General features: G+C 73.7%; 13 protein-coding genes. 5 read left to right on the top strand and 8 right to left on the bottom strand.

Going from position 1 to position 12,184, the window contains the following annotated elements; all coding sequences use genetic code 11:
• The first annotated feature begins 63 nt into the window (after positions 1 to 63).
• The 4 genes from PHY01_RS24625 to PHY01_RS24610 all read left to right on the top strand — a co-directional run bounded on the left by PHY01_RS24625 (position 64) and on the right by PHY01_RS24610 (position 3,301).
• Entirely contained in the window at positions 64 to 600 is a 537-nt protein-coding gene (locus PHY01_RS24625; protein WP_141282417.1) for a Jag family protein, read from the top strand.
• A complete protein-coding gene (gene rsmG, locus PHY01_RS24620; RefSeq protein WP_141282416.1) occupies positions 593 to 1,270 on the top strand; it encodes a 16S rRNA (guanine(527)-N(7))-methyltransferase RsmG in 678 nt (225 codons plus the stop codon). Before PHY01_RS24625 ends, rsmG begins: the two co-directional genes overlap by 8 nt.
• A gap of 94 nt (positions 1,271 to 1,364) precedes the next feature.
• On the top strand, positions 1,365 to 2,282 hold the full coding sequence (locus PHY01_RS24615; protein ID WP_141282445.1) for a ParA family protein: 918 nt from the start codon (positions 1,365 to 1,367) through the stop codon (positions 2,280 to 2,282).
• 5 nt (positions 2,283 to 2,287) lie between these two features.
• A complete protein-coding gene (locus PHY01_RS24610) occupies positions 2,288 to 3,301 on the top strand; it encodes a ParB/RepB/Spo0J family partition protein (protein ID WP_246086134.1) in 1,014 nt (337 codons plus the stop codon).
• 54 nt (positions 3,302 to 3,355) lie between these two features.
• Here PHY01_RS24610 and PHY01_RS24605 read toward each other — a convergent pair whose 3' ends face one another.
• On the bottom strand, positions 3,356 to 4,306 hold the full coding sequence (locus PHY01_RS24605) for a D-alanine--D-alanine ligase family protein (protein ID WP_141282414.1): 951 nt from the start codon (positions 4,304 to 4,306) through the stop codon (positions 3,356 to 3,358).
• 51 nt (positions 4,307 to 4,357) lie between these two features.
• Positions 4,358 to 5,683: an aminotransferase-like domain-containing protein gene (locus tag PHY01_RS24600; protein ID WP_246086133.1), complete on the bottom strand. Its 1,326-nt coding sequence runs from the start codon at positions 5,681 to 5,683 to the stop codon at positions 4,358 to 4,360.
• A gap of 179 nt (positions 5,684 to 5,862) precedes the next feature.
• On the opposite strand from PHY01_RS24600, the gene PHY01_RS24595 reads away from it, so the two are divergent.
• The gene (locus tag PHY01_RS24595) at positions 5,863 to 6,507 is read left to right on the top strand and encodes a GNAT family N-acetyltransferase (protein WP_141282410.1); all 645 of its coding nucleotides are present in this window, start codon (positions 5,863 to 5,865) and stop codon (positions 6,505 to 6,507) included.
• A gap of 90 nt (positions 6,508 to 6,597) precedes the next feature.
• On the opposite strand, the gene PHY01_RS24590 is transcribed toward PHY01_RS24595, so the two are convergent.
• The 6 genes from PHY01_RS24590 to PHY01_RS26740 form a co-directional block, all read right to left on the bottom strand.
• Positions 6,598 to 7,755, bottom strand: a complete 1,158-nt coding sequence (locus PHY01_RS24590; RefSeq protein ID WP_141282408.1) for an N-acetylmuramoyl-L-alanine amidase — start codon at positions 7,753 to 7,755, stop codon at positions 6,598 to 6,600.
• A gap of 162 nt (positions 7,756 to 7,917) precedes the next feature.
• Positions 7,918 to 8,247: a thioredoxin gene (gene trxA, locus PHY01_RS24585; RefSeq protein ID WP_141282406.1), complete on the bottom strand. Its 330-nt coding sequence runs from the start codon at positions 8,245 to 8,247 to the stop codon at positions 7,918 to 7,920.
• Positions 8,248 to 8,278: 31 nt separating this feature from the next.
• A complete protein-coding gene (trxB, locus tag PHY01_RS24580; RefSeq protein ID WP_141282404.1) occupies positions 8,279 to 9,277 on the bottom strand; it encodes a thioredoxin-disulfide reductase in 999 nt (332 codons plus the stop codon).
• A gap of 85 nt (positions 9,278 to 9,362) precedes the next feature.
• On the bottom strand, positions 9,363 to 10,085 hold the full coding sequence (locus tag PHY01_RS24575) for an RsmA family anti-sigma factor (protein WP_141282402.1): 723 nt from the start codon (positions 10,083 to 10,085) through the stop codon (positions 9,363 to 9,365).
• On the bottom strand, positions 10,085 to 10,630 hold the full coding sequence (gene sigM, locus PHY01_RS24570; protein WP_218030328.1) for an RNA polymerase sigma factor SigM: 546 nt from the start codon (positions 10,628 to 10,630) through the stop codon (positions 10,085 to 10,087). Before sigM ends, PHY01_RS24575 begins: the two co-directional genes overlap by 1 nt.
• Positions 10,631 to 10,680: 50 nt before the next feature.
• Positions 10,681 to 12,184 (bottom strand): protein kinase family protein (locus PHY01_RS26740; RefSeq protein WP_170183966.1); only part of this gene is annotated, 1,504 nt, incomplete at its 5' end.

Raw genomic sequence — 12,184 nt, 5'->3', positions numbered from 1 at the left:
CCGTAACGGTGTCATCCGGGACCATCCGGGTGGCACCGGCCCATCTCGGAGAGGAGACGCATCGTGCCCCAGACTGCGCAGGACGGTACGGCCGAGGACACCGCCGCCGCTCCGCCGAAGGCGGCCACCACGGCGGAGGACCAGCTCGTCCGCGAGGGCGACATCGCCGGTGACTACCTGGAGCGGCTGCTCGACGTGCTCGACTTCGACGGCGACATCGACCTCGACGTCGAGGCCGGCCGGGCGATCGTCAGCATCGACGGCGGTGACGACCTCAACAAGCTGGTCGGCGACCGCGGAGCGGTGCTCGAGGCGCTCCAGGAGCTCACCCGCCTGGCGGTGCAGCAGGAGTCGGGCAACCGCAGCCGGCTGATGCTCGACATCGCGGGATGGCGCCAGGGCCGTCGCGACGAGCTGACCGAGATGGGCACCCGCACGGCGAAGGACGTCCTCGAGTCCGGCGAGCCGGCCCGGCTGCGGCCGATGACGCCGTTCGAGCGGAAGGTCGTGCACGACGCCGTCGCCCGGGTGAAGGGCGTGTCCAGTGAGAGCGAGGGCGAGGAGCCGCGACGCCAGGTCGTCGTCTTCCGCAATGGCTGAGGTCGATCTCGCGGTCGACCCGGCGGTCGCCGAGCGCGTCTTCGGCGACCGCCTCCCCCTCGCCCGGCGCTACGCCGAGCATCTCGTCACCTCGGGCGTCGAGCGGGGGCTGATCGGCCCCCGGGAGGCCCCGCGGATCTGGGACCGGCACGTCCTCAACTGCGCCGTCGTCGCCGAGCTGCTGCCGGAGGGTGCACGTCTGGTGGACGTCGGCTCGGGTGCGGGCCTGCCCGGGATTCCGTTGGCGCTCGCCCGCCCCGACCTGCAGGTCGCACTCGTCGAGCCGCTCGCCCGCCGGGTCGACTGGCTCGACGAGGTGGTCGCCGATCTCGGGCTCGACGTCCGGGTCGACCGCGGCCGGGTCGAGGATCCCGCCGTGCGACGGCGGTGGGAGGGGGCCGACGTGGTGACCGCCCGGGCCGTCGCTCCGTTGCACCGCCTCGCCGGCTGGGCGCTCCCCCTCCTGCGGACGGGAGGCCGGTTGCTCGCGGTGAAGGGAGCCTCCGCCGCCGACGAGGTCGCCCGCGACGCCGTGGCCGTACGCAGGCTCGGCGGTGGGGATGCGGAGATCGTGCGGTGTGGCACCGGTACCGTCGACCCACCCACCACGGTCGTCGTGGTGGAGCGGGTGCGGGGCACGGGTCGACCGGCTCGTCGCGACAGACGATGACGCGCCGCCCGAAGGAGGGTTCGTGGACGTGACCGAGCTGGCCAGGTCACCGTTGAAGGCAGCGGCCGTGACGAGCGTCAGCGAGGAGCGGACAGTGACCGAGCAACATGTTTCACGTGAAACACCGGAGTGGACGCCGATCGCCGAGGAGGCGGAACGGGCGGCGCGGGTGCTGCACCCGGACCGGCACGGCATGCCGCGACCGGTCCACCGCCGGCTGCTGACGGTCGCGAACCAGAAGGGCGGCGTCGGCAAGACGACCAGCACCGTCAACCTGGCCGCGGCGCTCGCGATGCACGGGGTGCGCGTCCTGGTCATCGACCTCGACCCGCAGGGCAACGCCTCGACCGCGCTGGGCGTCGAGCACCGCCTGGGAACGCCGTCGGTCTACGAGGTGCTGCTCGGGGAGATCCGCCTCGCCGAGGCCACGGTGCGCAGCACGGCGTCGCCCAACCTGCTGTGCATCCCGGCCACGATCGACCTGGCCGGCGCCGAGATCGAACTCGTCAGCATGGTGGCCCGCGAGGGGCGGCTCAAGCAGGCCCTCTCCCGGGAGGCGCTCGACGAGATCGGCGTCGACTACGTGTTCATCGACTGCCCGCCGTCGCTGGGGCTGCTCACCGTCAACGCGCTCGTGGCCGCCGACGAGGTGCTCATCCCGATCCAGTGCGAGTACTACGCGCTGGAGGGGCTGGGACAGCTGCTCAGCAACATCGACCTGGTCCGCGCGCACCTCAACACCGACCTGCACGTGTCCACGATCCTGCTGACGATGTACGACGGCCGCACCAAACTGGCCGACCAGGTCACCTCCGAGGTCCGCAGCCACTTCGGCCCCACGGCGCTGCGCACCGTCATCCCCCGCAGCGTCAAGGTCTCCGAGGCGCCCGGGTACAGCCAGACGGTGCTCTCGTACGACCCCGGCTCCCGCGGCGCGATGAGCTACGTCGATGCCGCCCGGGAGATCGCCGAACGCGGCGCGACCGGGCGCATCCGGACCGACGGGCGGTGACGACGGTGGCCGAGCGGAAGTCCCCGGAGCGCAAGGGCGGGCTGGGTCGGGGGTTGGCGGCTCTGATCCCCACCGGGCCGTCGAGCCCGATCATCGTCGGCCCGGCCGCGGGCGACATGTCGCTGCGCACGCGCGACCAGCTCCCGCCCGACTGGCGGGGTCCGGAACCGGAGGCGCCGAACGGGTCCCCGGACGACGGGCCGAGCGCGGTCGAGGGCGCGGAGTACCGGGAGATCGCCGTCGCGGCCATCCACCCGAACCCGCAGCAGCCGCGCACGCAGTTCGACGAGGAGGCGCTCGCGGAGCTGGAGCACTCCATCCGCGAGTTCGGGCTGCTGCAGCCCGTCGTCGTGCGCGAGGTCTCCCCCGGCTCGTACCAGCTCGTCATGGGCGAGCGCCGGTGGCGGGCCACGCAACGCGCCGGGTTGGAGCGCATCCCGGCCATCGTCCGCAGCACCGGCGACGACGTCATGCTCCGCGACGCGCTGCTGGAGAACATCCACCGCGTCCAGCTCAACCCGCTCGAGGAGGCGGCCGCCTACGAGCAGCTGCTCGCCGAGTTCGGCGTCACGCACACCGAGCTGGCCGATCGCCTCGGCCGCAGCCGCCCGGTCGTGACCAACACGATCCGGTTGTTGAAGCTGCCGGTGTCGGTCCAGCGGCGCGTGGCGGCCGGGGTGCTTTCCGCCGGCCACGCCCGCGCCCTGCTCGGTCTCGACGACGCGAGCGTCCAGGAGGACCTCGCCACGCGGATCGTCGCGGAGGGGATGTCGGTGCGCGCCACCGAGGAGGCGGTCGTCCTCGCCCGCCGGGAGACCCCGACGGCCAAGCCGGTCCGGCGCCGTCCGATGCAGGCCCCCGGTCTGCAGGAGCTCGCGGAGAAGCTGTCCGACGCGTTCGACACGCGCGTGAAGGTGGAGCTTGGTCAGCGCAAGGGACGGATCGTCGTCGAGTTCGGCTCGGTCGACGACCTCGAGCGGATCGCCGGTCTGATGAACCGCTCCGCACCCCGCGAGTGACCGGCGTGCTGTTTCACGTGAAACAGCGCGCCGACTGTTCCACGTGAAACATCGTCAGTGTCCGCGCTCCACCGCGCGTTCGACGAGCGCCGCGTAGAGGTCCCCGAGCTCGATGCCGTCCGCGGCGGCGGCGGTCGGCAGGAGCGAGGTGTCGGTCAACCCGGGCGAGACGTTGACCTCCAGGATCTGCACGCGGCCCTCCTCGTCGACGACCGCGTCGAGGCGGGAGACGTCGCGCAGACCGAGCAGCCCGTGGGCGGCGAGCGCCGCGTCCTGCAGGGCGTCGACGGTGGCGGGGTCGAGCCGCGCCGGGCAGTGGAACGTCGTGGCGCCGGGGGTGTAGCGGGCGGTGTAGTCGTAGACGCCCCCCGCGGCGTCGACCTCGACCGGGGGCAGCGCCCGCGGCTCGGCCCCGTCGTGGACCACCGCGACGGCCACCTCCGTGCCGACGACGAACCGCTCGGCGAGCACGGTGTCGGCGTAGGCCAGGCAGCTGACCATCGCGGCCGGGAGGTCGGCCTCGTCGCGGACGACCTGGGCCCCGAGCGCGGAGCCGCCCTGGTCCGGCTTCACCATCAGGGGCAGCCCGAGCCGCTCGACCATCGCCCCGAGGACGGCCTGCGCGCCGAACTCGCGGAACGTGCTGTGCGGCAGCGCCACCCAGTCCGGGGTGGTGAGCCCGGCGCGCTGCAGCTCCGCCTTCGCCGTCGGCTTGTCCCACGCGCGCCGGCACGCGGCCGCCGGGGTGCCGACGAACGGAACGCCGAGCAGGTCGAGCACCGCCTGCACGGAGCCGTTCTCCCCCTCTCCCCCGTGCAGGGCGATCGCGACGGCGTCGGGACGTTCGGAGCGGATCCGGCCGAGCAGCGACGCGTCGGCGTCCCACTCGACGACCGACAGCCCAGTCTTGCGCAGCGACGCCGCCAGGCGGCGGCCGGAGCGCAGGGACACCTCGCGTTCGTGGGACAGCCCACCGGCCAGCACGGCCACCGTTCTCTGGGTCACCGCTGCATTCTGCGCCACGCCAGCCGTGGGTGGGCGGCGGCGTAGCCGGTTCTAGGGCGTGTGCGGCGACGGCGCCTGTGGGCCGTCGCGCGGCTCCGGTGGCGTGGAGGGCAGGCGGGCGGGGGTGCCGAACGTGCGCATGACGTCGAGCTCGGCCTCCAGCACCGCGGCCAGTCGCCGCACGCCCTCGGTGATGCGTTCAGGTGTCGGGTAGCAGTAGGACAGCCGCAGCTGCCGGCTGCCGAACCCGTCGGCGTAGAAGCCGGTGCCGGAGGCGTAGGCGACCCGCGCGGTGACGGCGCGGGGCAGCATCGCCTTCGTGTCGACGCCCTCGGGCACGGTGAGCCACACGTAGAAGCCGCCGTCGGGGACGTTCCACGTACACCCGTCGGGGAGGTGGGTCTCCAGCGCGCGGAGCATCGCGTCGCGCCGCTCGCGGTAGGCCTCCGAGTAGGTCTTCACCTGGCTGCGCCAGTCGTGCGCGGCGAGGTAGCGCGACACCAGCATCTGCGTGAACGACGGCGGGCACAGCGTGGCCGACTCGGCGGCGAGGACGAGCCGGTCGCGCACGGCGGGCGGCACCAGCGCCCACCCGACGCGCAGTCCGGAGGCGAAGGTCTTGGAGAACGACCCGAGGTACACGACGTCGCGGTCGATCGAGCGCAGCGCCGGGTAGATCGTGCCGCTGAACCCGAGCAGGCCGTAGGGGTTGTCCTCGACCACGGCGACGCCGTACTCGGCGCAGATCGCGAGGACCTCCGCCCGCCGGTCGACGGCGAGCGTGACGCCGGCCGGGTTGTGGAAGTTCGGGATCGTGTAGAGGAACTTCGGCGTGATCCCCTGCTGCGCCAGGGTGTGCAGGGCCGAGCGCAGCAGCGAGGGCACCAGCCCGTGCTCGTCCATCTGCACGTGGACGACGCGCGCCTGGTACGCCGCGAAGCTGCCGAGCGCCCCGACGTAGGACGGCCCCTCGGCGAGCACGACGTCACCCGGATCGCAGTAGATGCGGGTGACGAGGTCGAGCGCCATCTGCGATCCGACGGTGACGACCACGTCGTCGGGATCGGCGCGGATGCCCTCCAGCGCCATCACCTCGCAGATCTGCTCGCGCAGCTCGGGCCGGCCCTGCGCGGAGCCGTACTGCAGCGCCACCTGGCCCTCGCGGGTGACGAGATCGGCCACCTCGACGGCGAGCGCGTCGAGCGGGAGCGCCGCGATGTTGGGCATCCCCCCGGCCAGCGAGACGACCTCGGGCCGGCTCGCGACGGCGAACAGTGCCCGGATCTCCGACGCCGTCATCCCCGCGGTCCGTGCCGCGAACCGCTCCACCGGGGCCGCCGCAGACGGTCGGTGGGGCTGGGGCAGCGCGTCGGACACGGTTCCTCCCGGGGTAGAGATCCGATCGAGTGTAACCAGGTGGGGTGGTCAGGGGCCCTTCGTCGTGGGTGAGGCACCGGTCGCAGCACGACGGGTACCGCCGTGAGCTGGATCGATCTATCGTCGGGGGGTCGGCGCGTCGGGCGGCGGCACAGGGGAGCTCGCCGCCGGAGGTTGTTGTGTCCTGGCACGTTGCTCCGATCACTCTGGACAATCTGGACGATCTGCCCAAGCGGTGTCGTCGCTGTGTGTTCTGGGAGCTGTCGGAGACGCTCGGCAAGCAGGCCGTCGAGTTCGGCTCGGTGGAGCTGGAGAAGGAGGCCTGGGTCTCCGAGGTCCTGCTGGAGTGGGGGTCGTGCGGGCGGATCGTGCACGTCGACGGCACCCCGGCCGGCTACGTGATCTACGCGCCGCCCTCTGCCTCCCCCCGGGCCGCGGAGCTGCCCACCGGACCGGTCAGTGCCGACGCCGTCCTGCTCACCACGATGCAGGTCATGCCGGAGTTCGCGGGCGAGGGGCTCGGCCGGATGCTCGCGCAGGCGGTGGTGCGGGATCTCACCCGGCGCGGCGTCAAGGCCATCGAGGTCTTCGGCGAGGCCCGCCCCGGCACGGAGCCCGGCTGCATGATCCCGGCCGACTTCCTGCGCAGCGTCGGCTTCAAGACGGTCCGGCCGCATCCCCGGTGGCCGCGGCTGCGGATGGAGCTGCGTTCGGCGATGACGTGGAAGGAAGACGTCGAGGCCGCACTGGAGCAACTGCTGGGCTCGATCACGATCCCGATGCAGGCACCCGCCCCACGTGACCTGGTACCGGCCCGATCCTGATCACCGGCAGCGGCGATCTCAGGGCGTCCTGAGATCAACGCTGCGGCCCGATCCCGGATCACCGCAGGTGAGGGCACCGGGGAGGGGCCCTCAGATCGCCTGCGCCCCGCCTCGCTCCAGTTCGCGGGCGAGAACGTCGGAGAACGTGAAGGTTCCGGTCGGCTGATCGTTCTGGCCGAGCAGGTAGAGCCGCTTGACGCCGACGAGGATGCCTTCGGCCACGACGTCGCGGAATCCCGGGTCGAGGAGGTTGCGCCGGTCGCCGAGGTGGGTCAGGTACCCGATCTCGATCCGGACCGTCGGCATCCGGGTCAGGCGCAGCAGCTCCCAGGTGCGGCCCTGGGTGCCGCAGTCGGTCATCGCGGTGCGGGTGAGCAGCTCGCGCTGGATCAGCCCGGCCAGCGCCTCGCCGACCGTGGACGTGGAGCCCGAGCCGTTGCCGAAGTGGAACGTGGCCAGGCCGTTGGCGTGCATGCTGCGGTTGCCGTCGGTGTGCAACGACAGGACGAGGTCGGCGCCCGCGTTGTTGGCGAACTCGGCGCGCTCCCAGTCGGAGGGGCAGGTGTCCTCGCGCCGCGAGAGCATCGCCTCCATCCCGGTGGCGGTCATCCGCCCGACGAGGCGGCGGCCGAGATCCCACATCAGGCCGGCCTCGGTGGCGCCGGAGACGCTGACGCCGTGGTCGAGCCCGCCGTGGCCGGGGTCGACCACGATCCGCTTGCCGCGCATGCGGGGCCCGGCCTCACGCAGCAGCTCCTGCTCGCGCAGCAGGTGCGGGCGCCCACCGGTGACCTTGCGGCCCAGCTGCTTGAGCGACCGCAGTGTGGCGGGGCCGCACACGCCGTCGGGGACGAGGCCGTACTCGCGCTGGAACGCCCGCAGGGCCTTCTCGGTGCGCTCGTCGAACATCCCGCCCGGCCGGCCCGGGTCGAACCCGAGCTCGAGCAACCGTTCCTGGAGCGCGGTGACGTCGTCGCCGCTCATCGGCGCGGAGATCATCAGGGCGAGCATCCGGTCGCCCAGGCTCCAGCCCGCCTCGCGCAACGCGCGGTAGGTGGCCGGGCCGACGATGCCGTCGGTGATCAGACCGCGGCGCTGCTGGAACGCGCGCACGGCCTGTTCGACGTGGACGTCGAAGAGGTCGTCCGGCAGGCCGGGTCGTGGACCGGGCAGCATGCCGAACTGCCGCAGCGTCGCCCGGACCTCGACCACGGCCCGACCGCTGTCACCTCGGCGCAACAGCTGCATGCACCCCTCACTCGATGTCGCTCACGCCACCCGTTCCCGGGCGGCCCGGGCGCTCATTGTGCCCTGCCGCTACCCGGAAGGGGGACGGAGGGCGGTTCCCCGGCGTGTTCGAGTCGTGACATGCGTGTGCCCCGCTCCACCGGAGCGGGGCACACGTGGACATCAGCCCAGGTAGTCGGCCAGGTCGCTGAGCAGAGCGGCCTTCGGCTTGGCGCCGACGATCTGCTTGACCGGCTTGCCGTCCTGGAAGACGATCATGGTCGGGATGGACATGACCTGGAACGTCCGGGCGGTCTCGGGGTTCGCGTCGATGTCGAGCTTCGCGACCGTCAGCTTCTCCTTGTTCTCGCCGGCGATCTCGTCGAGGACCGGGGCGACCATCTTGCACGGGCCGCACCAGGTGGCCCAGAAATCGACCACGACGGTCTTGCTGCTCTTGAGGACGTCGCTGTCGAACGTGGCGTCGGTGACGTCGACGGTGTTGTTACCCATGTGTTCTCCTTCTGGTGGGTGGTGGGTGGTCTCAGCCGGTGACGGCGCCGACCTGCTCGGACGCCTGGCCGTAGCCACCGCCCGCCATCTCGGTACTCACCGCTCCGTCGGCGAGCCAGCGCTCGGCGTCGATCGCGGCGGAACATCCGGAACCGGCCGCGGTGATCGCCTGCCGGTAGGTGTGGTCGACGAGGTCGCCGCAGGCGAACACGCCCGGGACCGAGGTGTGGGTGCTCGGCGACCGGACCTGCACGTAGCCGGCGTCGTCGACCTCGACCTGGTCCTTGACGAGCTCGCTGCGCGGGTCGTGACCGATCGCGACGAACATCGCGGTGGCGTCGAGCGTGCGCTCCTCGCCGGAGGCGGTGTCACGCAGCCGCAGCCCGGACACGCTGCCCTCGCCGAGCACGCCGACGACCTCGGCGTTGAGCGCCCAGCGCATCTTGGGGTCGTTCTGCGCGCGCTCCAGCATGATCTTCGACGCCCGGAACTCCTCGCGGCGGTGCACCACGGTGACCGACTTCGCGAAGCGGGTGAGGAAGGTGGCCTCCTCCATCGCCGAGTCGCCCCCGCCGACCACGGCGATGTCGTGGTCGCGGAAGAAGAACCCGTCGCAGGTGGCGCACGAGGACACCCCGCGGCCGAGGAGCTCCTGCTCGCCGGGCACGCTCAGGTACCGCGCGGCCGCGCCCATCGCCAGGATGACGGCGCGCGCCCGGTAGGTGACGCCGTTGGCCTCGACGGTCTTGACCTCGCCGTGGAGCGAGACCCGCTCGACGTCCTCGGCGCGCAGGTCGGCCCCGAAGCGGGCGGCCTGCCCCCGCATCTGCTCCATCAGCTCGGGACCCATGATCCCGTCGGTGAAGCCGGGGAAGTTCTCCACCTCGGTGGTGGTCATCAGGGCGCCGCCGAACTGCGTGCCCTCGAAGACCAGCGGTGCCAGCTGTGCGCGTGCGGAGTACACCGCCGCGGTGTAGCCGGCCGGCCCGGAGCCGATGATGATCAGCTCGTGCACCTTGTCGGTGGTCACTGGAAAACCCCGTCCCTGTCGGAATGTGCGGTGGTACATCGCCCTCAACACGATCCCAGGAGCCGACATTCCGCGTCGGACCGGGCTACCGACCGCCGACGGTCCCGTCGCTGAGCACCCGGCACGCCGGGGTGACGACGAGCACCCGGAAGCTCCCCAGCTCGCCCGTCGGCAACACGAGCAGCACCCCCGGCGTCCCGTCGAGGCGCACCTGCCGCCCCCCGAGGACCGTCGCCCCGGTGACCCCGGCCGCGCGCAGGCAGGCGTCGCGGCGGGCCGGGTCGGCGAGGGCACCCAGATCGGTGAGGCCGACCGTCGAGCGCGCGACGGTGGCCAACTCCACGCGTCCGACGTCGAGCGGGCCGGCCGCCCGTGCGCCGAACAGGCCGGTGACCAGGGCGAGGACGGCCACCGCGGCCGCGGCGAGGGCGCCGCGGCGGGCCGCCCGGGGCCGCGGGCGAGCGGGTCTCCCCCGCCCGGGCCCCCGCCCCGGTCCGGGTGCGCTGCGATGCGGTGACGGCCCGGCCACGGCCGGGCGGCTGGGCGGGGCTCCGGCCGGTGGCGGGGCGGCTGCGAGGGTCGCGGTCCAGCGGCGGACCAGGTCCGGCGGCGCCGACGGGGCGGGCAGGGCGGCGAGATCGGCCCGGGTGGCGGCCAGGGCGTCGAGGACGGCGGACGCCCGCGGGTCGGACGACGCGCCGCGGCGCACGTCGGCGGCCCGGTCGGCGGGGAGCAGCCCGGCGTCGAGGTCGGCGAGCAGCTCGACGTCCGGCGCGTCGGGGTCGGCGGGGTCGGCGGGGTCGGCCATCACGCCTCCTCCCGCAGGTGGCCCAGCATCCGCGCGAGCCGGGTGCGGCCGCGGGCGCACCGGCTCTTGACGGTGCCGGTGGGCACGTCCAGGATCTCCGCGACCTCGGCCACGGAGAAGCCCTGGACGTCGACCAGCACGATCGCGAGCCGCTGCTCGGTGGGCAGCTCGGCGAGCGCGTCCTCGACGGCCAGCCGCGTGGCGAGCTCGCTCGCGGTGTCGGCGCGGCGGGACGGGACGTCGTGCGACGGCCACGGCACGGTGCGGCGGGCGGCGTCGCGGCGGATGCGGTCGATGCAGGCGTTGACCAGGATGCGGTGCAGCCAGGTCCGGACCGAGGCCTCGCCGCGGAACCGGTGGGCGTTGCGGTGCGCCGAGAGCAGCGCCTCCTGCACGGCGTCGTCGGCGGCGTCCCGATCGGCGAGCGTCTGCACCGCCACTCCCCACATCCGGTCGGTGTGCCGGCCCACCAGCTCGGCGAAGGCGGTGCGGTCGCCGTCGCGGTGCGCGGCGAGCAGCTGCGCGTCGCTGCGGGCGGTGGTCACGGGCGGAGGGTAGGTCGGCGACCCCGCCTCCCGTGGCCGAACGGGAGAACTCAGCCCGCCCGGCGGAACTCCACCTCGCCGACCTCGGAGGAGAACCCGTCACCGGCCGGCGCCAGCTCGGTGATCCAGAGCAGCACGTGCTCGACGGGCTGGCTGCCGTCGAGGGACACCACCGTGGTGCCGGCCGTCAGCGTGGCCTCGGTGATCAGCGTGGTGTCGTCGACCGAGGCGTCGGCCGTGGCGGCCGACCGCACCTCCACCGTCGTGCCCGCGCTCGGCGAGGTGATGCTCAGCTCCGAGAGCTGCACCGCGGAGGCGAACGACGCCATGATCCCGACGCCCGGCTTGAGCGCGGGGAACTGCTGGCGGTAGGTGACGGTGCTCCACGCGCTGCCCGGGTCGCCGTCGATGACGCGGGTGACGCGGTTGGCGTTGTCGCTGTCGCCCACGTCGTCGACGACCCGCACGTCGGCCACCGTGATCGGCCCGGCGGGTGCCGCGGCCTCCCCATCGGCGGGGGCGGGTTCGGCGCCGGCCGCGTCGGGGCCCACCACGATCGTGGGCGTGGACGGGTCGGAGAACAGTGTCATGACCTGTACCCCGACGTAGCCCAGCACGAGGAGCACGGCCGCGGCCAGCGCGGCGAGACCCACCAGCAGGCGCTTGCGCCGCACCGGGTCGGGCGGGTCGGCGGGGCGGCCGTCCTGCCACACGTCGTCGGGGTCGGACGGGGCGCCGTCGTGGACGGGCGGGAACAGGGCGTTGCGCTCGTCCTCGGTGACGACGTCGCCGAGCACGCGGTGCACCGCCGCCGCGGTGTGCACGTGGCCGGGCGCGTTCTCCGGGCTGAGCGTGCCGCGGGCGACGGTGTCGAGCTCGAGCGGGACACCCGGGCGGACGGCCGACGGCGGCTCCAGCGCCCCGCCCGCGGTCCGCGCGGCGGCGGCGAGCCCGGCGCGGGCGGCGTCGGCACCGGACAGGGGCCAGCGTGACGTCAGCAGGGTGAACAGGACCGCGCCCACGCCGCGGACGTCGTCGGCGGGGCGCAGGTCGGGCCGGGGCAGCGCGAAGCACATGCGGGCGCGGCCGTCGGGGGTGACGCGGACGCGCTGCGGGTGGTCGCAGCCCAGCACGAACCCGTGCCGGTGCGCCTCCTCCGCCGCCGCGGCCAGCGGGACGACGGCCCGGGCGGCGGCCAGGGGGCGCAGCATGCCCTCGGCGACGGCCTCGGCGAGGCTGCGGCCGTTGACCCACTCCGTGACGGCCGCCCCGAGCACGTCGGCGGGCAGGCCGGGGGCGCCGGGGGCGAGGACGTCGAGCAGCCGGGCGCAGCCGGGGTGCTCGAACGAGCCGGACCGCAGGGCGCGCACGATCATCTCGCCGGCGCGGGCGGCGCCCGTGGGGTCCTCGTCGCCGCCGATCGCGCCGTGCTCGGGGGCCAGGATCCGCAGCAGCGTGACGGCGACGTCGCGGCGCAGCACGGTGTCCTCGGCCCGCCAGAACTCCGCACCCGCCGCGAGATCGGAACCGACCCGCGTGCGCAGCCGGTAGCGG

Source organism: Pseudonocardia hydrocarbonoxydans (assembly GCF_006539565.1).
GTDB classification, from domain to species: Bacteria; Actinomycetota; Actinomycetes; order Mycobacteriales; family Pseudonocardiaceae; genus Pseudonocardia; species Pseudonocardia hydrocarbonoxydans.
This window is presented reverse-complemented; position numbering and strand designations above follow the sequence as displayed.